The following is a 22,885-nucleotide window of genomic DNA, read 5'->3' on the forward strand; positions in this document are numbered from 1 at the left end:
CGGAGAGCTTAAAGCGAAACGCTCGCACTCGCATTTGGTGCAGTCGATGCCTTGTAGCTCATCTCCGCCTTCACTTTGCGCTCCTCTAATTGAGCGAGAATTGCGTAAAACATCGCCATGCCGACAAGCCCGCTTAGCAAGATAAGCGACGCCATCATCCATGACGGAGTCCATCCCCCAATGATAACGCCAAAACCGCCAAGCAGCATGGCCCCTTTGTACACCATCCCATATAATGCCATATAAGAACTGCGTGCATGATCAGGAGCAATGTTGCCCAGATAAGCTTGCTTAATCGGCACATACATCAGCTCACCAACCGTCGCAATCAGCATCGAGAGCAGCAGCAGCATAGGCTGATTGCTGTAAGCTAAGTAGCTGTAGCCCAAAATATAACAAGCATAGCCGACAAACAGCACTTTGCTATCCGAAAACCGCCGCATTAAGACCCCCATCAACACCGAAAGTACAACAACGAGTACGGTATTCTCCGTGCGGATAAAGCCTAGCATTTTGAGTCCGTCAACGTGCCAAGATGACTCCATCCATGGGATGAACGGAGCAGCTACCATCTCTTTTTCCAGTCTGACACCGACATAATTGCCCAAATGAAACTCAACGGATACAAGAAGCAAGGAAGCTGCTGTGAAAATCATAAACGTCTTGTCACGCAGCACCAACTGATAATTGGACCACATCGATGTCTTCCTCTGACTGCGACCCGGTTCCCCCTCATCAGACTGCGGTCGGTAAACCTCATCAATAAAGAAATAAGTAACCATTAGCGTGATCATTCCAATCACCGATAAACCAATGAACAACTCAAATAAGTACGATTTGAACAGGAATGCCCCCGCTATACCGGCAATAGCAAAAGATAAATTGTTCAACCAATACATGATGGCATACATGAATTTACGAATATCGGGAGCAGTAACATCCAGCAGCATCGCATCATTCGCCGGTCCGTGAACCCCCCAGAACATACTTACAAAAATCATAAGCACAAATGTCATCCACGGCGATGAAAACCACGGCGAGTTGGAAACGGCCATGCCCATAAAACAGATCATCCAGCCTATTTCTGCAGTTATCATCAGCTTCTTGCGTCCAATCCGGTCAGCATAATAGCCGCCGATGAAACCTGCGATGACGCCTGCTAAAATGCCAAGGATGACGACAAGCCCAGCGCTCGTATCGCCTAATTTTCCGGAAAAGTAGATCGACATAAAGGGAAGTACCATATTGTTGGCAGTGCCGGATAGAAAGGAAAGACCGATTCTTAGTTTGACATTACGGTGAAAATCACGAAATCTCACGTTATCCCTCCAATGTAGAAAAAAACTTTCTGCCAACCCTCTTATTTTACCTGCGTTCAATTAAAGCGTGAGATTAAAGCATGAAAAACTGTTACTGTTTCTCGTTGCTGCGCAAGAACAAGCCAACTCCCACTAGCAGTATACAACCTGCCAGAAGCTGGATCGCGGTAATTTTTTCGCCAAGTAAAAAATAAGCCAACAAAGACGCGCCCAGCGGCTCTCCCAAGACCGTCATCGAAACGGACGATGCTTTCATGTACTTGAGCAGCCAATTAAACACATAATGACCAAAAACAGTGGGGATGATCGCAAGCAGCAAGAATACTCCCCACTCTTTGGCCGGATAGGCTGTGAATGAAGTGCCCGTGGCAACGTTTGTTACCGCTAGAACGAGTCCTGCGAACAAAAAGACGAAGAAACTGTACACGAAAGCGGAAATGCGCTCTCTCAAACTTTTACCCCAAAGCATATGCAGCGCAACCGCAACCGTTCCGATGAGAGATAGAAAGTCTCCTTTCAGTGCGGTTCCTGAAAATTGAAAATCTCCCCATCCGATACAGATGGCGCCTATAATTGCTACACACATCGCTATGACCGCCTTGCGGCTCGTTCGCTGGCCGTAAATCAGAAACGCTCCGCCAAGTACAAAGATCGGCTCCAGTGTCAGAATCGCAGTTGAGCTAGCGACCGTTGTAAAACGAAGAGAATCCATCCAAAATAAGAAATGCAGGCCCAGTGCGATACCGGAAGCCGCGGTGCGCAACCAATCTCTTCGGCGAATTCTAGTAATCTCGTTTCGGTAATTCCATAGAAAAGGAAGCATAAGCACATTCGTCATCAGCAGCCGGTACATGGCGGTGACTGAGGCTGGCGCATCTGACCATCTGACAAAAATAGCCGAGAACGAGATCGCGATAATGCCGATCAACAAATAAACAGAGATCGGAACTTTGGTTTTATTCATTGCATTCATACTTGCAAAACTCCTTAGTTAGTAGATACCTGTTGATGCCAAATAATTATATAAGAGGAAGCTGGGATTGCCAATCTTTTTTAAACATCGTTCAATTTTCTTCAATGATCAAAATAAGGGGAAGGGTATAAAAAAAAGCCCTCCTGGAGCCACCTAAATATACTTAGGCAGCCACCAAAAGGGCTCTCGAATCATTCCTTGCGCTATTAGTCTAAAACAGCCGTAATATGCTTGGTTGTGACAGACCAGTGAGAGGTGTTCCAAATGGATTCTTTATTTTTAAAATAAAGAATTTGCGGCGATGCGTGTTTAATTCCAAGATCCTCCGCAATTTGGTTTGAAACCGGACGGGATTCGATCACCTTCACCAAATAATAATCGACATCGCTATTCGGTTTTCCAGACAAATACTCTTCGTATTCATCCAGCGCGCTTGCGCTAACCGGACATGTTGTGCTGTGCTTCAGGACGACCGCCGGTTTATCGGAGGATCGATCGAGAACTTCCTGCCATTGATCAACGGTTGTGAGCTCTTTCCATGCTGACATTTCCTACATCTCCCTTCCCATTACATTAAAATTAGTATAAAGTAACGAATCCTCATATGCAACTCGCACAATTCGCATACGCCGCTTCCTTCTTGGTATAATCAGGATATACCTAGGACATCATGGAACGGGAGGAATTTATGCAATCACCACCCCAAATATCAAGACGCGCTTTTCTAAAAAAAGGCGCTGTGCTTGCCGGTTCTCTGCTGGCTTCCGGAGGTCTTGCCGGCAGTTATGCCAGTTACATCGAACCCAAATGGTACGAATTCACACGAATCAACCTTTCATTTGAAAGACTGCCAAATAACTTTCACGGCCTTAAACTATTGCAGTTCAGCGATTTACATCTCGGTCATCATCTAAACCTGCAGGATCTCGAACATATCGTGAGCCTTATCAATCATGAAAAAGCAGATATCGTAACTTTCACCGGCGATTTATTCGATTCCCAAATTACGGAAGACCCCGCATCAACGAGCAAATTGCTCGCCAGCCTTGAGGCTCCTTTAGGCAAATGGGCTGTCCTTGGAAACCATGATAAATTGAACAAAACAAACCATACTCTGTCGATCCTCCAAGAAGGCGGCTTTCAAATGCTGCTTAATGCTTTTAAAAAGATCTCATACAAAGGACAGACCATTCAAATTGCAGGCGTTGAAGACAAGCTCACCGGCAATCCCGATATCACAATGACCCTTCAAGGTGCCAATACACAAATGTTCACGCTCCTTCTCTCTCATTGTCCCGATTTCGCTGATGAAGCTGCCGCCTTACCCATTGATTTGCAATTATCCGGGCACTCGCATGGCGGTCAGGTCCGATTGCCTGTTGTCGGCGCCCTCTTCACCCCGCTCCAAGCTAAAAATTACGTAATGGGGCTTTATGAGGTGCCCGATTCCAAGATGCTTGTTTATACCAATCGGGGCATAGGAACAACGTTCCTCCCTTTCCGCTTCCTATGCAGACCTGAAATTACAGTCATCACGTTACAAAAAAGAAAACCCTGAGCGCCTACGCAGCAGCATGACAGGGTTCAAGCCTTATTGTCTGACATGCAAAAACTGACGGAATAAGAAAACGGCTTTCAGCTTCAACAGGTCATTGACTTTTTTGAAATCCACTTGCAAGAGATCACTGATCTTCTCTAATCGGTAAGTGACCGTATTTCTATGAATAAATAATTGCTTCGCGGCTTCGCTGACTTGACCGTCATTGCGGATAAACACTTCTAAGGTCCGAATCATTTCTTGCGAGTACTCGGCATCCCTTTCCAAGAGCGGACGAAGTATTTTAGCGCAATAGTCTTCCATCATATTCACCGACACATGTTGAAAAAGATGCGCAAACTCTATCGTTTCATAATGAACCACCCGGTCGGAAAGCTCGAGTTTATCCGCCATTCGCTGCGTCTCCATACATTCCATGTAAGCTTCTCTTAAAGCTGTCGGCTTTGTCTTCATTGCACTTGTATAGAAAGCGATCTCGCCAGCTTCCTCTCTGCAGCCAGAATCCCCCGCATACTTGATCAGAAGCTGCGACAACTCCTCTTCGGGGAAGTTATCGGCATGATTCGCGGAATAAACAGAGAACATCATATCCCGAATAATAAAGTGGCTCGCATGCAAAATATTGGATTTAGGATGCAGCTCCATATACTGTTTCAAGCGCTTCAGCTTCCCTTGGCGTTGTTCATCCGCCTGACTGTCCGGCTTGCTTTTACTTATAACGCATTGGTATCCGCCCGTGAAAAGCGATAAGTTTCTGTTCTCCACTTGTTCCAAGAACTCCTCGAGCGATGTTCCCTTCTCCAAATACCGCAGCAGCGAGTTAACCATATCCCGCTCCGCCGAAGCCTCGACATGCGACCGGAAGGTATAGCTCATATGAAAAGTTAAGATGTCTGCAGCTTGCTGAAACAAGCCTTCTTCCACATTTGCAAGCAGCACCACATCCGGCATAATGAGCAAATGCCCCAGAAGTTCATCTTCTTGCTGACAAAGTCCCACCCGATACGCACGGTCTTTGTTGGCATAAACCCAACCTGATTTTCGCTTAGGCCAGTTCTGAACCAACTGCTCTTGTGTCCAAGCGCTTGTATTATATAGAATCTGCCCTCTGGCAGAAACCACAGCCATCGGATAGCCAAGGATATTGCTTAACAATTGGAACATAGACGCCATATTCTCTTGTTTCAAACCGAACTGCATCAGCTTCGTCTGCTTTTCCAGCACGGATTGCAGCATCTTCGTATTGCGGCGGTATTCCGCATTGAACAAGGCATTCATTTGATCGGAAAATGTAAATTGAAAAGGCATCTCAATAATTGGAAAATGCAGCCGATCCGCTTCCTCGACAACAACCTGTGGCAGCTCCGTCCAGAATCGTCCCAGTTTAATGCCCAGCCCGGCAGCGCCGCGATCATTTAATTTACGAAGCAGATTGACCGTTTCCTGCGGACTGTCTTTCATAGCGAAAGCGGTAGTGAAGAGCATTTCGCCGGATTTCGTCCAATCGGCAATATCTGGTGCGTCCATCACATTGACTGATTTAACGATGCGGGATTCCCCTTGTTTGCCAGCTACTAGCTTCGCTTCCGTTAATGGATAGATGGATAATGCTTCGCGAATGGTAAGATGCATGGTGCTCCCCCCTTATGCCTTTTTAAAGATTATAGGATGACATTAGTAAACAGTCAATGACTATATGTTAACTTATATGACATTAACGAAAAATTTATGAACATTTTATGACTGTAATTTAATTTCATGTCATATTAAGTGACATGAAATTAAAAAAAGAACATGCTCGCACATGTCCCGCAAACTCATACAACCTATATGACGCGAAAAGTTCCCGTTCCCATCGTCCCTAAATTTCCTTCCCGGTCCAGCACTCGCCCTTGTGCCGTAATCATTTTTCGAGACTGATGAACAAGTTCGGCCGTTACCGTCAACCGCCCCTCATAGAGCGGAGCGACGAAGTGCACGTTCAAATTCGTTGTCACAACCTTATCCTCGGGTCTGGCTGTCATCACAACAATGCCCATGGCATTATCCAGCAAAGAGGAAAGAACGCCGCCATGAACAATACCGATCGGGTTTAAATGATGGGGCTTTGCCTCCAAGGCAATTGTAATGACCCCATCGTTCATATCTACGAATTCACAGCCGAGAAAGCCCCAAAATGAAAGCTCCGCTGATGCCGCCAACTGCTGCAGCCGTCTATTCACTCGCTCGCGAGTATTATCCATAGGATCCCCCTCCACTCTTCTTGCAAAGGGCTAACCCTTATGTGAACAAACAAGAAGAGACCGCTAAGTTTTTTTCTCTTCTTCCAGTAATTGCCTTCGCAGCACTTTCCCAATCATTGTTTTCGGCAAAGATTGACGGAATTCCACCTTCCGAGGCACTTTAAATGCAGCCAAGCGTTCCCGGCACCACAGCTCAAGTTCCTTCTCCGTCAACGTCATGCCGGGCTTCAGCACGATAAATGCTTTCACCGTTTCCCCCCGGTATTCATCCGGTACACCGACCGCCACCGCTTCCAATATGGCCGGATGCTCAAAGAGCACCTCCTCGATCTCACGCGGGTAAATATTGAAGCCGCCGGCAATGATCAAGTCTTTTTTACGGTCAACAATAGAGAAAAAACCATCCTCATCCATACGTCCCATGTCGCCCGTATAGAGCCAGCCGTCTCGAATGGTCGTGGCGGTTTCATGCTCACGCTGCCAATACCCTTTCATCACCTGCGGGCCTTTGATTAACAATTCCCCAATTTCACCGATTGGCAATTCTTCGCCGGAATTCACATCGACCACTTTGGCCGCCGTATCCGGTAAAGGAACGCCGATCGATCCGATTTTCCGATAACCCCAAATGGGATTGGCATGTGTGACCGGGGAAGTTTCCGTTAACCCGTAGCCTTCAATTAATTTACCGCCAGTCAACGCTTCAAATCGCTCCTGAACTTCTAAGGGAAGGGGAGCTGAACCGCTTACACAAACATTAATGGAAGAAATATCAACCTCTTTCACCCGTTTGTGATTAATGATAGCAATGTACATCGTCGGTGCTCCGGGGAAAATCGTCGGCTTCATTTTGTTAATCGTGTCCAGGATCGTATCAATATCGAACTTCGGTATCAGAATCAGCATTCCTGCCTGCAGCATCGCTTGATTCAGCAATACGGTCAGACCAAATACATGGAAACAAGGAATCGCTCCAAGGAAACGCTCGCTTCCCATTTGAGTCCGGTAGCACCATTTCATCGTTTGATACGCGTTGGCGATTAAATTCGAATGAGTCAGCATAACTCCCTTGGAAATCCCTGTTGTACCGCCCGTATACTGCAGCAGAGCAATATCCGTATCTGCATCCACGTCAACACAATCGGGTATTCTTGAGGTTTCCCGCAGCAATTTTTTGAAAGCGTAAACGCCCTCACCATAGACGACATCCAGCTTTGCTCCGTCTTTTTTCATTTTAATCGGATACAAGACATTTTTCGGAAAAGGCAAATAATCTTTGATTGACGTTACAATAACGTGTTGAATCGGCGTCCTTGCTTTCGCCTTCTGCACGCGGTCGAACAATAAATCTAGCGTGACAATGACCGTTGCCCCAGAATCGGAGAGCTGGTGAACCAGCTCCCTATCCATATATAGCGGATTCGTCATAACGACGATCCCGCCCATCAAGAGCGTGCCGAAATAAGCGATAATGGCGGACGGACAATTGGGCAGCATAATCGACACGCGGTCTCCCGGCTTCACACTCAAAGCTTTTAAAACATTTGCAAAACGATACGATGCATCAAGCACTTCTCGATAACACAGCGTTTTACCCATGAAATATAAGGCAGGCCGGTCCGAATATTTTTGAGCGGAATCTACCAACAAACGTGCAAGATTATGCTTAGGGTACTCGTAAGTCGGCGCCACTTCCTCCGGATAATGACGCAGCCAAGGCTTTGTCTCACTCATACAAAACCATCCCCTTCAGGTTCTTCACACCGATGACTATACGATGAATTTCTCACCCTGAATAACACGTGCGGCGATGTCGCGCTTCAATTGAGTCGTATTGACTGTGCTGCGTCTTGCCAGCTTTTTCAATATGGATAATTGCGTCCGAAGCACATCTCCTTCTTCCATCGTACTAAGCGCTTCCTTCGCGTATGCCTCAATTTTGTCAAAAGCTTCGTGCACGAATACCGTTGTTATTTGAATCGCATTGACCGATTTGTCTTCCCCTGCTTTGGCGATCAGCTTTTGCGTACGTAGAAGTCCGCTCTCCCCCGCAAAAATCTGGATCATCATATCAGCCAAATTGCTTAATACTTCCTGATTTTTCTCTAGTGCCATGCCGTACTTTTGCACAGCAAGCCCGCCAACCATAAGGAAAATTTTCTTCGCCATCGAAATGAGATGCGTCTCTTCAGCGAGCGTGCCCTCGAATGTTTGGCCCGGGACGATCGACAGCAGCTCGCCTTGCAGCGCTTGCGCTTTTTGCAGCAAAGGCAGTTCGCCTTTCATCGCTTTCTTCACTAAAGTCCCCGGAATGAGCAGGCGGTTAATTTCATTCGTTCCTTCGAATATGCGGTTAATGCGCGAATCGCGATAAATACGCTCAATTTTGTATTCCTGAATAAAGCCGTAGCCCCCATGAATTTGCAAGCCTTCATCTGCGACAAAATCCAAAACTTCCGATGCGAACACTTTATTGATCGAGCATTCCAGCGCGTATTCAGAAATCCCTTTCGCCGAATGTTTGCCGGCATCGGGACTTGTATGATCGATGTCTTTGAGCATGTCATCGAATAAGCCCGTCGTTCTATACACCATGCTCTCTAACATATACGTTTGAATATTCATTTCAGCCAGCTTCTTGCCGATCAGCGGGAATTTGGAGATTGGCGTATTGAACTGTTGACGGGTATTGGCATATTTGGATGCTAATTCGATCGTTTCCTTGGCTGCGCCCAAACAGCCCGTAGCCAGCTTGTAACGGCCGATATTCAAAATATTAAATGCAATCAGGTGCCCCTTCCCGATTTCGCCAAGCAAATTCTCCACCGGCACCTTGACATCTTCAAAAAAGAGCGGTCGGGTCGACGAGCCTTTAATCCCCATCTTTTTCTCTTCCGGTCCGAGCGTAAAGCCCGGGTCGCCTTTTTCTACAATAAACGCTGTGAAGTCCGTTCCGTTGATTTTAGCGTAGACGATGAAAATATCGGCGAATCCGGCATTCGTAATATACAATTTAGAGCCGTTTAAGAGGTAATATTTCCCATCATTTGAAAGCCGCGCGGTCGTCTTCGCACCCAATGCATCGGAACCAGATGTCGGCTCCGTCAAGCAGTAGGCTGCAATTTTCGCGCCTGTGGCGAGATCGGGCAAATACTTTTTCTTCTGTGCAGGTGTCCCGAAAAACACAATCGGCAGCGTTCCGATCCCGACATGCGCGCCAATTGAAAGTGCAAACGCGGAAGCACGCGCCAGATTTTCGCTAATGACCGTGGAACTTACCTTATCCAGCCCAAGCCCGCCATACATTTCCGGCACATCGGCTCCCAGCAGCCCTAATTCCCCAGCGTTTCTCATCAGCTTAACCGTCAAATCATAATCCAGCTTTTCCAGATGCTCGTCATTCGGCAGCACTTCGCCCGCTACGAAATCGCGCGTCGTGTCCGCAATCATGCGATGTTCCTCCGTAAAATCCTCCGGAGTTACGATATTATGAAAATCGATATCAGAAATGACAAAGCTGCCGCCTACGATTTTATCGGACATGGTTCATCTCTCCTCAGAATGAATTGGACAAGGGTTAATAATTGGATGCGAGAAAGGAAGCAAAAACAGCGCGGGAACTCCCCCCTTCCGCTAAAAACAAATAACTGGAATTACTGCCGTTATTTCAGCGGATTATTTCAGAAAAGCTTATTTTAGATGGAAAAACTCCCGCTAAATCGAACAGATTGGATCGTTTTAAGCGAATAGGCAGCCAATAGGGGGGAGAATTTCCCGTTAATTGAACGATTCTACAATTTGATGATTGATTAACTGGAGGAAATCCCGTTAATTACAGGCGTGCACAGGATAATAGTAGATTAAATGGGACTCCCGCTAGATTAATGAGTGACAACATAACGAGTGAGTCACGGGAGGGTAACGCATTAGACACCCAAATCAAGCGTGCACTTGAAAGACGCCCGCAGCGCCCATCCCGCCTCCGATGCACATGGAAACTACGCCGTAACCGCCCCCTCGGCGCTGCAGCTCATGAATTAAAGAAGTCGTCAACTTCGCGCCCGTACATCCTAACGGATGGCCCAGCGCAATCGCGCCGCCGTTCACATTGACCAGCTCCTCATTCAAACCGAGCTCGCGAATGATATGGACGCATTGCGAAGCAAACGCTTCGTTGATTTCAAACAGATCCACCTGGTCCTGGGTGATGCCGGCCATCTGCAAAGCCTTCGGAATCGCCTTCACCGGGCCAACCCCCATAATTTCCGGTTCCACACCGGAAAGCGCGAACGCCTTGAACGTCGCCAGCGGCTTCAGCCCGAGCGCCTCCGCGCGCTCACGGCTCATCAGCACGGCTGCCGCTGCGCCGTCCGACGTCTGTGACGCGTTGCCCGCCGTCACCGAACCGTTCAAGCTGAACGCAGGCTTCAGCTTGGCAAGCCCTTCCACGGATGTATCGGGGCGAACGCCCTCATCCGCAGCAAATACAAACGAACGCTCAAACGCTTTGCCGCGTTCGTCAATGCCCTTCACGCTCGTAGCCACCGGCACGATCTCATCCACGAACTTGCCGGCTGCTATCGCCGCAGCCGCCCGCTTATGGCTTCGCACCGCGAAGCCATCCTGCGCTTCGCGCGAAATGCCGAAGCGCTCCGCCACAGCTTCGGCCGTATGCCCCATGCCCATGTACACCTCAGGCATAGTCTCGACAAGCCCCGGATGCGGCGAGAGCTTGAAGCCCGTCATTGGGACGTGGCTCATGCTCTCTACGCCTCCGGCGATAATCACCTCCGCGTGGCCCAGCATAATGCGCTCCGCCGCATAAGCGATGGCCTGCAGCCCGGAGGAGCAGAAGCGATTGACCGTGATCGCCGGCACGGTCACCGGGAAGCCCGCATAGAGCGCCATCGTGCGGGCGAAGTTGAGCCCTTGCTCGCCCTCCGGCATCGCACAGCCGATGATGATGTCGTCGACATCGCCTTTATCGAGGCCTGGCGCCCGCCGCACCGCTTCTTCCAAAACGGCTTTGCCGAGATCCTCCGCTCTCGTTTGAGCGAAACTGCCTTTCTTTGCGCGTCCGACGGCGGTACGCGTGATCGATACAATGACTGCTTCCTTCATCGTTTCTCACCTCAATCAAAGTAGTAGGGACACTTTCACTTATTTCCGTTCGCAATCACCGCTTAGTTGCGCAGCGGTTTACCTTTAGAGAGCATATATTGCATACGCTGCTGCGTTTTCAGTTCTCCGCACAGGCTCAGGAAAGCTTCCCGTTCCAGATCCAGCAAATATTGCTCGGTGACCAGCGTGCCTGCAGAGACATTTCCGCCGGCAAGCACATGCGCAAGCTTGTTGGCAATCAGGACATCGTGATCGCTGATGTAGCCGCCCTGTTTCATCGAATACGCGCCTACCTGCATAACCGCTTTGCCGTTTTCCCCGACGACGCGGATTTTCTCCACCGCAGGCGGCGAGTATCCTGCCGCATCCATGCGAAGGACGGCTTGCTTCGCTTCATAAATCCGGTGATCGTCATTAATCACGACCGTATCTTGGGGACGCATATATCCGAGCCGCTTCGTATCGTGACCGCTCGTCGACACCTTCGCCATCGCCACGGTCTCAAAGCTTGCATTGATCCATGGCTGGAGATCCACTTCCGGATCGCGCACAAGCGCACTGGCCTTAAGCGCCAGTTCCTTACAGCCGCCGCCGGCAGGAATTAAGCCCACGCCAACCTCAACGAGCCCATAATACGTCTCCGCTGCGAAAATAATTTGATCGGCCGGCATACAAGCTTCAACGCCGCCGCCGAGCGTCATCTTGTGCGGAGCTGCAACAACCGGCTTCTCCAAGCTTTTCAGCTTCATCATGGAATTTTGGAATAAACGAATAATGCCGTCCACTTCATCCCACTCGCCATCCTGCGCTTCCATGAGAAGCAGCATCAGGTTAGCGCCGACACAGAAATTTTTGCCTTCATTTGCCACGACAAGTCCGCGGTAATTGCTGCGCACTTCATCTACACTCTGTTGAATCATGGTGAGGATATCTCCGCCTATGGCATTGTTCGGCGACTGAAATTCTAAGCAGGCAACCTCATCCCCGATATCGATTAAATTCGCTCCGCTGTTTGAGCGGATCACTTTATTTTGCTGTTTTAATGCTGACAGTGAAATAAGCTCTGGCTTTGCTTCAATGCCGCGATACTCATTTTTCAAATAATAAAAGCTTTGGCCTTCCTTGCTCTTATAGAAGCTGTCGTTGCCTGCAGCAATCCATGCTTTCACCCAGTCAGGCACCTTGCTGCCTTCTGCTTCCATGCGCTCCACAGAGCGCTTTAGCCCTATCGCATCCCATGTCTCGAACGGACCCAAATCCCAATTAAAGCCCCATTTGAGCGCACGATCGATCTCCACAATGGAATCCGCGATTTCATTCATTTTTTCTGCGGAGTACAGCAGCACGGGTTTCAAAATGTTCCACGCCAGATCGGAATACCGATCCTTCGCGCCAAGCAAAGCTTTAAGCTTGCCGCTTGTGCCTTTGGCCTGCTTCGACGCCTCCAAGGATGCCGAGCTGATCTTTCGGCTGGCCGCATACGTCATAGTGCCCAAATCCAGCGACTGAATTTCTTTTCCGGTTTCAGACTTTACCTTTTTATAAAAACCTTGGCCAGCCTTCTCCCCGATCCAACCTTTTTCTACCATCGTTTTTAAAATTTCCGGCGTGTCGAAAACTTCCTTCTCAATCGTGTCATCCACAAGGCCAAACACATTATTCGCCACATGCACAAATGTATCCAGACCGACAAGATCCAGCGTTCGGAACGTCGCGCTCTTCGGACGGCCCATAGCCGGACCTGTGACGGCATCGACTTCTTCAACGGAATAACCATTGGCCAACATTTCACGCAACGTAACCAAAAGCCCGTACGTACCGATCCGGTTCGCAATGAAATTCGGCGTATCCTTGGCTTGCACGACGCCTTTCCCCAGCTTCTTCTCACAGAATTCAGTCATTAAAGATACAATCGCCGGGTCTGTGTGTTCACTTGGGATAACTTCCAAAAGCTTCATATAACGAGGCGGATTAAAGAAATGGGTGCCTAAAAAATGCTTTTTGAATGCATCGCTTGCCTGCTCGATCATCGCATGAATCGAAATGCCTGACGTGTTAGAGGAAACGATCGTTCCCGGCTTCCACACCTTTTCAATACGGCTTAATAACTGCTGCTTCGCCTGCAAATTTTCTACGATAACTTCAATGATCCAATCCACGCTGCCAAGCTTCGCTAAATCATCCTCCAAATTACCGGGCGTGATCCGGTCCATGAAGGCTTCACTGTATAGAGGCGCCGGGTTCGTCTTTTTGAGCTTATCCATGGCGTTAACCGCTAACCGGTTCCGCACTTTGGGATGATCCAGCGTTAGTCCCGCGGATTCTTCTTGCGGCAGCAGCCCGGTCGGCACCATATCGAGCAGCAACACGGGAATGCCTGCATTTGCCAAATGGGCAGCAATGCCGGAGCCCATTACACCGGAGCCGATAACGGCAGCAGTACGAATCTTTGTCATATGGAAATACCCTCCTACATGAAATATTCAGTCTGTCTTACGCGGTTCCAAACACAGACAAGGCAAGAATTTCAGCGATATCCCGCGCTTTAACCTGCTCCTCTACCTCCTTAAGCTTCGTACCGTCCTCCACCATCGTTAAACAATACGGACAGGCCGAAGAAATCACTGTCGGATTCACACTCAGAAGCTGTTCAGTGCGTGCTACATTAACGCGAGTTCCGGCTGTTTCTTCCATCCACATCATGCCGCCTCCGGCACCGCAGCACATGCTGTTTTCGCGGGATCGCGGCTGCTCCACCAATACGGCCCCGGGAATCGCACGCAGCACGCTGCGCGGTTGCTCATATACCTCGTTATAACGGCCCAAGTAACACGAATCGTGATACGTGATGCGTTCTTGCACTTCGTATTGAGGATTCAGGCGCCCTTCTTTCACCCACATATCCAACAGCTCCGTGTGATGAAAAACGGCGGCCTCCAAGCCGAATTCAGGATACTCATTTTTAAAAATATGGTACGTGTGCGGGCAGGCCGTTACGATTTTTCGAACCTTATACTTTTGAAAAGTCGCAATATTGTCGGCACACAGCTGTTGGAACAGGAATTCGTTCCCCATACGGCGGGGGGTATCACCGGAATTTTTCTCCTCATTCCCCAAAATGGCAAAGGAGATCCCGGCTTCATTCATCAGTTTCACGAAAGCATGCGTAATTTTGCGGCTGCGGTTATCATAAGAGCCCATGGAGCCTAGGAAGAACAAATACTCGAAGTCGGGATTTTCCTTTACCGTACGAACGTTCAGCTCATGATTCGGGTCTATTTCCTTGATCCATTTCACGCGATCATTCCTGCTAATTCCCCACGGATTGCCTTGACGCTCAATGTTTTGCAGGGCACGCTGACCGTCATGCGGCATACTGCCTTGCGTAAGCACCAAATGTCTGCGCAGATCCACAATTTTGTCTACGTGCTCATTTCCGACCGGACACTGATCCTCGCAGTTGCGGCAAGTTGTGCAGGCCCACAGCTCCTCCTCCGTGATTACTCCGCCGATAAGCTCAACCTCCAGTGGGTTATGTCCGCTTTGTACGGCAAATGCGGCAGCAGGCACCCATGGCGATTTGGACGTGATGGCGGCGCCTTTCTCTGTCAAATGATCGCGGAGCTTCGTAATCAGGTGCATCGGCGAAAGCAGCTTGCCTGTCGTATTAGCCGGGCAAACATTCGTACAGCGCCCGCACTCCACACAGGAGTAGAAATCAAGCATTTGCTTCCGGGTAAAATCTTCAATTTTGCCAACACCGAACGATTCTGCTTCTTCATCCTCCAGATCAAGCGAGGTTAGCTTGCCGGTTGGCTCTGTACGTCTGAGCAAGATGTTGATAGGTGCAGTAATAATATGAAAATGCTTCGATTGGGGAACATAGATCAGAAAAGACAGCAGGATCAGCAGATGCATCCACCAGCTGACATAAAACCCTATGGCCGCCCCCGTATGCGAGAGACCGCTAAACATGGCCGCAAATAAAGATGAGATAGGAGCATAGCCAGAAGCTTCAAGCCCTTCCCGCACCCGCTCAAAACCTCCGCTGACCACGACGGAAAGCATGAGGAAAAAGATAAAGAAAACAACGATGCTTGGTTTCCACCCGCGTTTTAAGCGTTTGAGCTTTTCGATATACCTACGGTAAGTCGCATAACCCATCGCCAGCAGAATCAGGGCAACCGTCACTTCCTGAATGAAGGTGAAATAATCATAACCGGGAAGCGGCAGCCCGCGGCCTATTAATCCTCTTAGAATGAGATCAAGCGCCCCTAGCTGTAAAATAAGGAAGCCATAGAAGATGACAATGTGCATGATGCCGCTTTTCATATCCTTCAGGAGCTTCGTCTGACCGAAAACTTGAATGGCGAATTCCTTCAGGCGCGCTTTTGCTTCTTTCTTTAAATTCACTGACTTTCCCAGCTGGATGTACAAGTACCGGTGGTATACAACCCGGCCAAACAAGTACAACGCGGAACCTGTAACCATTAGAAACAATAGAAACTGAATGAGTGAACCGATCATAGAGGACCTCCTTGCATTGAAAAGATAGCGCTTACATTGGTGGATCGTAAAAAAGCAAGTTCCATATGCCCCTATTTCCAGAGTTGAAAAATGCTTCATTGTTTGCTGTAAGCCGGCTAACTTTCTTACTTGCTTCTTAAGCTGAATAAGTCGTTGACAAGGCGTACTACGTATTTTATGATGGGATTACAAAAATGAATGAGTATTCATTCACCAATATCTGTATCTTAACACCGAGGTGATCTTCTTGACAAGTAGCAAAAAACCAGACAAGTACTATGCAATTCTCGAAGGCGCTCTGAACGTCTTTGCCGAGAACGGCTTTCACAAATCCCAAGTATCCCGGATCGCCAAGGAAGCCGGAGTGGCCGACGGAACCATCTATTTATATTTCAAAAAGAAGGAGGATATTTTGACAAGTTTGTTTCAAGAGAAATTAGGCGAGCTTGTTGAGAAATTCAACTCCGGCCTCACGGAGCAAATGACAGCGAAAGAAGCCCTGTACAAAGTTTGCGAAATTCATTTCAGCGAGCTTGAAGCGAATGTCAATCTTGCTTTCCTTACCCAGATAGAGCTGCGCCAGAGTGATTTGGAGCTGCGCAAAGAGATTGGCCTTGCCCTCAAGAGATATATTATTCTCATCGAAAATATATTAGAAAGAGGCAAACAAGACGGGAGCTTCCACGCTGACTTTGATGTGAAACTCGTAAGGCTTCTCATCTTCGGAGGCATGGATGAAGTTGTGACCTCTTGGCTTATCTCCGGGCAAAAGTATTCCTTAACCGCTCAAGTTGGCCCTACGATTAACTTTTTTATGAAAGGCATCGAGGCTTAAGGGTCTGTATATCATGTATATTCAGGAAGGAGCTTGGCTATGGACATTTTTGTATTATTGAAGCAAACGTTCGATACAGAGGAGAAAATCGTTCTGCAAGGGGGCAGCGTGCAAGAGGATGGCGTCAAATTCGTCATCAATCCTTACGATGAATATGCCGTCGAGCAAGCCATTCAGCTGCGGGATGAATTCGGGGGTAAGGTCACATTGCTCTCCGTAGGACCTGACCGAACGGCAGAAGCACTGCGCACCGCTCTGGCTATGGGGGCGGATGAGGCCATTCTCATCACGGATGACCGCATTCAAGGGGATGAGTTCGAGGTTGCCGAAATCTTGGCGCAGTATTTGCGCGGACAGTCCTTCGACTTGGTGTTAGGCGGTAATTTCTCTGTCGATAACGGTGCCGGCCAAGTGGCGATCCGCATCGCTTCCCTTCTTGATTTACCTCATGTAGCATCCATCACGAAGCTTGACATATCGGGAGGCGTGGCAGTTGCTCACCGCGATGCAGAAGGCGATATGGAAGTGATCGAAGTTCCGCTCCCCGCCCTTTTCACGGCCCAGCAAGGCTTGAACGAGCCTCGCTACCCTTCGCTGCCGGGCATTATGAAAGCTAAGAAGAAACCGTTTAGGCACTTAACGCTAGATGACATTGAAGGTTTCAGCTCCGCTGCCGCCAAAACAACGCGTATTGCCTTAACACTCCCGCCGGAACGCAAAGCGGGCCGCATTCTGAGTGGCGAGCTCACTCAGCAGGTGACTGAGCTTGTCCAAGCGCTGCGCAACGAATCCAAAGTGATTTAAGGAAGAGGAGGCTACCATCTATGGCTAAAATATTTCTCGTTGTTGCCGAAGCTCGCGGAGGCAAACTGCGTCAAGTTACCTTCGAAGCCTTGCGCGCTGCGCAGCTCTCCGCTGCAGACGGCGATGCGATACACGCCGTTCTGATTGGCGGAAGCGGTATCAAAGCGCTTGCCGGCGAGCTTGCCGCGTATGGCGCGGACAACGTCTATGTCGTTGAAGACGCTGCGCTTGAGAGCTATAGCTCGGAAGCATATTTAAGCGCATTATTGGCAGTGAGCGATGCGGTGAAGCCAGGAGCGCTTTATTTCGGCCATACCGCTCTCGGCCGCGATCTTGCGCCGCTGGCCGCAGCGAAGCTCTCCGCCGGCCAGCTCTCGGATGTGACGGCGATCTCGCGCAGCGGCGACAGCGTGCAGTTCACGCGGCCGCTATACGCTGGCAAAGCCGTCGAGAAGAAAGCGTTTACGGACCCGGACGGCATCTGGGTCGTCACGATCAGACCCAACAACATCGCCCCCCAAGCGACGGACGCTTCGCGTCAGGCTGCCGTTGTCGATGTTGCTTACCCGGCCCCCTCCCTGCGCAGCATCATTCGGGAGGTGGTGAAGAAAACGTCCGGCGCCATCGACTTGGCAGAAGCCAAGATCGTTGTCTCCGGCGGACGGGGCGTGCGCAGCGCCGAAGGCTTCCAGCCGCTCGAAGAGCTGGCTGCCGTCTTGGGCGGCGCTGTCGGGGCATCCCGCGGAGCCTGCGACGCGGGCTACTGCGAGTACGCGATGCAAATCGGCCAGACCGGCAAGGTTGTGACGCCGGAGATCTACATCGCGTGCGGCATTAGCGGCGCCATCCAGCACCTTGCGGGGATGAGCTCTTCGCGCGTCATCATCGCCATCAACAAGGATGCCGAAGCGCCGATCTTTAAAGTTGCCGACTATGGCATCGTCGGCGATCTGTTTGAGGTCGTGCCGCTGTTGACGGAGGAATTCCGGCAGCTGCTGAAGTAGCCACTTTGCTTGCTTGCGCGCGCATCATTCATTTGGGAACTATGGTCCGGAGCCCTCTAGTTCCTTTTTGCATTTCCGATTACTGGAGCTACTCGCTTGTCATCCAACTGCTATTCTAGTAAACTCATTGTACAGTTCAAGCAAGTTAGGAGTCCTCATCGATGTCAAAAACACCATCAGAAATCGTTCAGCAATTTTTCCATAACGTCCGTACCGGATTACACCCCGATGCTGCTCATGAGTACATGGCCGAACAAGTGCTGGCTCATCAAATGACGGCCGAGAACGAAACAACCTTTCACCGCACCCCTGCCAATTATGCTGATCACGTCAGGGAAATGATCGCCGCATATGGCGATTTTACGTTAGATGTTCAAGAGCTTATCGCTCAGGACGATCGCGTCTTCGTCCGTTGGAAGCAAACCGGCACACATGTCGGCGAAGTGGATGGATTTGCCCCTACAGGCAAAACCATCGTAGAAATTGCGAGCGCTGTTTATCGGGTCGAGAAAGAACGGATCGTCGAGTACTGGATTCAAATCGACCGCGAAGGCATCCGTCAGCAGCTTCAGCGGAACGTTGACTAGCCCAGCTGTCGTATAACCACCGTCATCTTTCCATGGATAAGAGCCTTTGAAGGCTCTTATTTCTATTTTTTCTCCCCTTTGAGGGCAAATAGCAGTCTCCAAAGGCTTTTATCTCCGCTCTTCCCCAACCTGCTGGTCCAACCAACCCGCCAAGTCGGCCATAACTTCCTCGCGGTTCACTTCGTTCAGCATCTCATGCCGACCGCCCGGATAAAGTTTGCTGCTGACCTTCGTAAGTCCGAGCTCCTGATACATCCGGATCAATCTGCGAACCCCTTTGCCATGCCCGCCAACCGGGTCTTCCTCCCCTGAGAAAATATAGACCGGCATTTTTTTCGGAATCCGCTGAACATGCGCCGGGTGATGGATGGCCTTCAACCCACGGAAGAAGTCCTGAAAAAAACCGGACGTAAACATCACACCACAGTATGGATCGTCCATATACTTATCGACTTCCGCCTTGTCCGTGCTCAACCAATCAAAAGACGTCCGGTTGGGAGCAAATTTTTTATTATACGCTCCAAAAGATAGCGACGTCAGCAGCGAACTGCGATGATGGTCACCCCGAATCGCCGCTTCAGCAGTCGCTAACGCGATTCCAGCGTTAAGCGCAGCCCCCTCGCTCCCATTTGATCCCGACAATATGATGCCTTGTACATGGTCGGGAAATTGTACGAGATAAGTACCCATATAAGATTGCGTCAAGAAGGAGCCCATGCTATGGCCCATTACGAACAACGGCATCCGATTCGTATACCGCTCCCGAATTTTTCCTGTAATCTTCCCCATGTTATCCACCATACGCTCAAAGCTGTTCTTGCCAAATTTACCAACGGCATCCGGCGTTCCGGCTGTTCGCCCATGTCCCAAATGATCGTTCGCATAGACGGCATACCCTCTTTTCGTCAACACCTCAGCGAGCCTTTCGTATCTCTCGGCCGTTTCGGCCATGCCGTGCGCAATCTGCACAATACCTTTAATTGCAATCGTTTCCAAGGGAAGCCATTCGTACACATAGTGGTTGTTATGCTCATCGTCCTGCCATATAAAATGCTGCTTTCTCATAAACTCTTTGGCCTCCCTGCCACCTGCAGTTCCTGTATTCTCTTCAGTATACTTCTCTTTTCACGTGAAAACAGCCCCTTTCCGAAGAAAGAAGGCTGCTCATGATTATCTTTATGATAGCTAGGCTTTGCTGGTTTGTTTAACTGATTTAACAGCTTGCAATTGGGACTGAGATTGCGCGGGAGTGTCGAATCGTCTTCTCTCTGTTTTATCGATTTGAGCAATTTTCCCATCATGCACCACGATCTGTACCGATCCGTATTCCAACCCGTTTAACATTTGTTTAATTCTGTCCACCCAAATGTCATCTAATTCCAATGGTTTCGCCATCTCTTTTCCTCCGCTCTTTATCATATCGTCCAGTCATTCCAGTCGTTTTTCCGTTTCTGAATAAAGGACAGCCAATTACTTGTTTTCTCAAATAGTTCTTTGGTCGCTCCAGATGTCGAATACGTATGATCCGCTTGATAAATAAGATCAAGCTCGCATTGCCCTTCATTGCGCAGCCAAAACATTTTCTGATATAAAGGGGCATAATCAACAGGGATGATCTCATCGGCTGTTCCGTGCAAGACGAGAACATCGCCATTAAATTTTCGCAGTTGTTCAAATGGCTGATGCTGCGCTAACGAATCAAAGAAACGGCTTGTTAGTAAATAACCATGATGATCAATGGCGCCGCCTAACGGCAGTTTCTCATATTCACTCCTGCCTACGATCCGAACGATATCGTTATGCGGGTGTGCCACTGCTGACCAAAGCACAAGCGTTTTGACACGGGAATCTTTCGCTGCGGTCAATACGGCTGCAGCTCCGCCCAAACTATGTCCAACCAAGATAACACGGCTTAAATCTACGCAATCAATGGTTATCGCATAATCAATGACTCTGCGCGTTTGTTCAATGAGAACATCCAGCCCGCCTGCACCGTAATCTCCGGTACTATCGCCGCAACCGCCGTAATCAAAGCGCAGTACCAAATATCCTTTGGAGCTAAATTCACGCGCTGCCTTCACAAACAGCCGATCCACGCCGATCCGGCTTCCGATAAAACCATGACAGATGATGACCAGCGGCCAACGCTGACAGTCGGCTTGCCCAGCTCCTGTTTGATTCGTAGGGTAATGCAGCGTTGCGGCCAATTCGATGTCGTCGCTCTGTATAGTGATAGCATGCTCCATGATGTTAACTCCCTTTCGTATAATTCCGATAAGATTAGTATGAATTAGGTATATACCAATATTAGCATCCACTTACGAGGGTGTCAATCCTGTTTTTAACATATTTTCGGTAAAAATAAGTTGATTCGAAAAGACCCTCACCAAAGTATCCCCAAGTGAGAGTCTTTCCATATTTGTCATTCATTAACCGCGCTTGAATCTCTGTCTATTTACAAACTGTTTGTACTGAAAGTAAATCGTGCATCCAACGCAATAGCCAAGGAGCGCTGCGCCTGCTGCCAGAAGTAAAAATCCCGCAAACAGATAGCCGACGAAAGCCCAGCCAATCGCAAAAGCTGCCAGAGATATGGATAAAAATAATACAGCCAAAGCATTGTTAAACCTGGTCAACTCCTGCGCTTGCGTTTCTGCTGTTGTCACCTTATAGGAAAAGATCTTCTTAAATGCCACCACGAACACATTCCATTTCGCTCCGCCAACTAATCCAAGCACCTGAATGACCCAAAGTATACCAACCAACCATGCCCACTGAAACGCTAAGGCCAGTAGAACAAAAACAACAATGCCTGTTTGATTGGCCTTCACAAAGGAAATGGGGACTTCTCTCATCGCTGTCACCCCTAATTCGTTAACCAGTCCTTAATCACATAATCTTTCTTAGCCAAGCCCTGATCGACCAGGAATTTTTTCGTTTCTTCGATCAGTTTAAGTCCGTCAGGCAGAGCTGCCTCCACAGGCCATTGATCGATTTTGAAGGAAGCTTTCACGACATCCAACGGATATCCAGAGGCTTCTGCATAAAATTTGAAATATTCTTCTTTGTTTTCACGAATTTCTTTGACAGCTCTCGTACGCAGGTCATTCCATAGCTTTGGAAATTGCGGGTTTTTAGCCAAGTAATCCTCGGTTACAACAGTCAAGCTGGAGCCTTGCAGAAGCGGATGATTGGCGGCTTCATCGATCGCCACATAGCCCTTTTTCAGCAGCAAAGGTCCGAAGCCAGTCGGGTAGGCATAAGCGGCAATATCCCCGCGGGAAAGCGCTGCTTCCGCATCTGCAGGCAATAGATGAAGGATTTTCACATCCTTATCAAGCCCTTTCTCTTTCAAAAGGCTGGTTAAATAACGGCTCATATATGAGCCTTGGGAAGTAGCAACCTTTTTACCTTTGAGATCTTCCAACGATTTCGAACCGTCGGCTTTCGCAACCAGCCAAGCATTCATATTGACCTGTGTGATGTTGATTAAACGCGTTTTCAAGCCTGCCGCTTTGCCATTAATGGCCGGTGTGTCACCATAGATGCCAACATCAAGCGTACCGGCCGAGATCGCCTCGTTAAGGTTTGGACCGTTCGGGAACGTGAAGTATTTGAACTCTTTCACACCGTATTTCTTTAGTTCACTCTCTAAATAGCCCTTCGATTGTGCCCAACCTTCTGGTCCGGTGATCGTTTTGTTATTATTCGCCGAAATAAATCCGATCCGCAATGTTTCAGGCAGCGTAATCTTGGCATTGGATGCTGCGTTCGCCCCAACTGGAGCCGCTGTTTTCTCTGAATTAGCTCCGCAAGCTGCCAGCAGTACGGTGAATATGGATAGGATGAGTATAAGGCTGGCTGCTTTCAATGTTCTTTGTTTCATATGTCTTTGACCCCCTGAGTTGTAAATG

At 48.9% G+C, this 22,885-nt stretch carries 20 protein-coding genes; 5 read left to right on the forward strand and 15 right to left on the reverse strand.

Annotated elements, in window-relative coordinates; all coding sequences use genetic code 11:
• Positions 1-8: 8 nt before the first annotated feature.
• The 3 genes from GC097_RS02950 to ytxJ all read right to left on the reverse strand — a co-directional run bounded on the left by GC097_RS02950 (position 9) and on the right by ytxJ (position 2,840).
• Entirely contained in the window at positions 9-1,319 is a 1,311-nt protein-coding gene (locus GC097_RS02950; protein WP_171681865.1) for an MFS transporter, read from the reverse strand.
• Between the two features lie 91 nt (positions 1,320-1,410).
• Positions 1,411-2,292, reverse strand: coding sequence for a DMT family transporter (locus GC097_RS02955; protein WP_171681866.1), 882 nt, complete (start codon positions 2,290-2,292; stop codon positions 1,411-1,413).
• Positions 2,293-2,498: 206 nt separating this feature from the next.
• On the reverse strand, positions 2,499-2,840 hold the full coding sequence (ytxJ, locus tag GC097_RS02960) for a bacillithiol system redox-active protein YtxJ (protein ID WP_171681867.1): 342 nt from the start codon (positions 2,838-2,840) through the stop codon (positions 2,499-2,501).
• A gap of 140 nt (positions 2,841-2,980) precedes the next feature.
• Here ytxJ and GC097_RS02965 point away from each other — a divergent pair, with 140 nt between their 5' ends.
• Positions 2,981-3,850 carry a metallophosphoesterase gene (locus GC097_RS02965; RefSeq protein WP_171681868.1) on the forward strand — a complete coding sequence of 290 codons (870 nt, stop codon included), beginning with the start codon at positions 2,981-2,983 and terminating at the stop codon, positions 3,848-3,850.
• 33 nt (positions 3,851-3,883) lie between these two features.
• Here the strand turns inward: GC097_RS02965 and GC097_RS02970 are convergent, their stop codons facing one another.
• The 7 genes from GC097_RS02970 to GC097_RS03000 form a co-directional block, all read right to left on the reverse strand.
• The gene (locus GC097_RS02970) at positions 3,884-5,482 is read right to left on the reverse strand and encodes a PucR family transcriptional regulator (RefSeq protein WP_171681869.1); all 1,599 of its coding nucleotides are present in this window, start codon (positions 5,480-5,482) and stop codon (positions 3,884-3,886) included.
• Positions 5,483-5,676: 194 nt separating this feature from the next.
• A complete protein-coding gene (locus GC097_RS02975; protein ID WP_171681870.1) occupies positions 5,677-6,093 on the reverse strand; it encodes a PaaI family thioesterase in 417 nt (138 codons plus the stop codon).
• A 63-nt stretch (positions 6,094-6,156) separates the two neighbouring features.
• The gene (locus GC097_RS02980; RefSeq protein ID WP_171681871.1) at positions 6,157-7,827 is read right to left on the reverse strand and encodes a long-chain-fatty-acid--CoA ligase; all 1,671 of its coding nucleotides are present in this window, start codon (positions 7,825-7,827) and stop codon (positions 6,157-6,159) included.
• Between the two features lie 36 nt (positions 7,828-7,863).
• Positions 7,864-9,636, reverse strand: coding sequence for an acyl-CoA dehydrogenase FadE (locus GC097_RS02985; protein WP_171681872.1), 1,773 nt, complete (start codon positions 9,634-9,636; stop codon positions 7,864-7,866).
• Between the two features lie 396 nt (positions 9,637-10,032).
• Positions 10,033-11,214: an acetyl-CoA C-acyltransferase gene (locus GC097_RS02990; protein WP_171681873.1), complete on the reverse strand. Its 1,182-nt coding sequence runs from the start codon at positions 11,212-11,214 to the stop codon at positions 10,033-10,035.
• Between the two features lie 62 nt (positions 11,215-11,276).
• Entirely contained in the window at positions 11,277-13,670 is a 2,394-nt protein-coding gene (locus GC097_RS02995) for a 3-hydroxyacyl-CoA dehydrogenase/enoyl-CoA hydratase family protein (RefSeq protein ID WP_171681874.1), read from the reverse strand.
• A gap of 37 nt (positions 13,671-13,707) precedes the next feature.
• Positions 13,708-15,741: a (Fe-S)-binding protein gene (locus GC097_RS03000; protein ID WP_171681875.1), complete on the reverse strand. Its 2,034-nt coding sequence runs from the start codon at positions 15,739-15,741 to the stop codon at positions 13,708-13,710.
• A gap of 247 nt (positions 15,742-15,988) precedes the next feature.
• Between GC097_RS03000 and fadR the strand changes: the two genes are divergently transcribed.
• The 4 genes from fadR (at position 15,989) to GC097_RS03020 (ending at position 18,971) form a co-directional block, all read left to right on the forward strand.
• Positions 15,989-16,576, forward strand: coding sequence for a fatty acid metabolism transcriptional regulator FadR (gene fadR / locus GC097_RS03005; protein ID WP_171681876.1), 588 nt, complete (start codon positions 15,989-15,991; stop codon positions 16,574-16,576).
• A gap of 39 nt (positions 16,577-16,615) precedes the next feature.
• On the forward strand, positions 16,616-17,380 hold the full coding sequence (locus GC097_RS03010; RefSeq protein WP_171681877.1) for an electron transfer flavoprotein subunit beta/FixA family protein: 765 nt from the start codon (positions 16,616-16,618) through the stop codon (positions 17,378-17,380).
• A gap of 20 nt (positions 17,381-17,400) precedes the next feature.
• Positions 17,401-18,384 (forward strand): electron transfer flavoprotein subunit alpha/FixB family protein, encoded by a 984-nt coding sequence (locus GC097_RS03015; RefSeq protein WP_171681878.1) that lies wholly within the window; start codon positions 17,401-17,403, stop codon positions 18,382-18,384.
• A gap of 161 nt (positions 18,385-18,545) precedes the next feature.
• The gene (locus GC097_RS03020; RefSeq protein ID WP_171681879.1) at positions 18,546-18,971 is read left to right on the forward strand and encodes an ester cyclase; all 426 of its coding nucleotides are present in this window, start codon (positions 18,546-18,548) and stop codon (positions 18,969-18,971) included.
• 108 nt (positions 18,972-19,079) lie between these two features.
• On the opposite strand, the gene GC097_RS03025 is transcribed toward GC097_RS03020, so the two are convergent.
• The 5 genes from GC097_RS03025 to GC097_RS03045 form a co-directional block, all read right to left on the reverse strand.
• Positions 19,080-20,036 (reverse strand): alpha/beta fold hydrolase, encoded by a 957-nt coding sequence (locus tag GC097_RS03025; protein WP_171681880.1) that lies wholly within the window; start codon positions 20,034-20,036, stop codon positions 19,080-19,082.
• A gap of 120 nt (positions 20,037-20,156) precedes the next feature.
• Positions 20,157-20,366 (reverse strand): YezD family protein, encoded by a 210-nt coding sequence (locus tag GC097_RS03030; protein WP_171681881.1) that lies wholly within the window; start codon positions 20,364-20,366, stop codon positions 20,157-20,159.
• A 20-nt stretch (positions 20,367-20,386) separates the two neighbouring features.
• Positions 20,387-21,217 (reverse strand): alpha/beta hydrolase family protein, encoded by an 831-nt coding sequence (locus GC097_RS03035; protein WP_171681882.1) that lies wholly within the window; start codon positions 21,215-21,217, stop codon positions 20,387-20,389.
• A gap of 183 nt (positions 21,218-21,400) precedes the next feature.
• Positions 21,401-21,826 (reverse strand): DUF4395 domain-containing protein, encoded by a 426-nt coding sequence (locus tag GC097_RS03040; protein WP_171681883.1) that lies wholly within the window; start codon positions 21,824-21,826, stop codon positions 21,401-21,403.
• An 11-nt stretch (positions 21,827-21,837) separates the two neighbouring features.
• Positions 21,838-22,857 (reverse strand): ABC transporter substrate-binding protein, encoded by a 1,020-nt coding sequence (locus GC097_RS03045; protein WP_171681884.1) that lies wholly within the window; start codon positions 22,855-22,857, stop codon positions 21,838-21,840.
• Positions 22,858-22,885 lie beyond the last annotated feature (28 nt).

This window comes from Paenibacillus planticolens, from assembly GCF_013141725.1.
Lineage (GTDB): Bacteria > Bacillota > Bacilli > Paenibacillales > NBRC-103111 > Paenibacillus_E > Paenibacillus_E planticolens.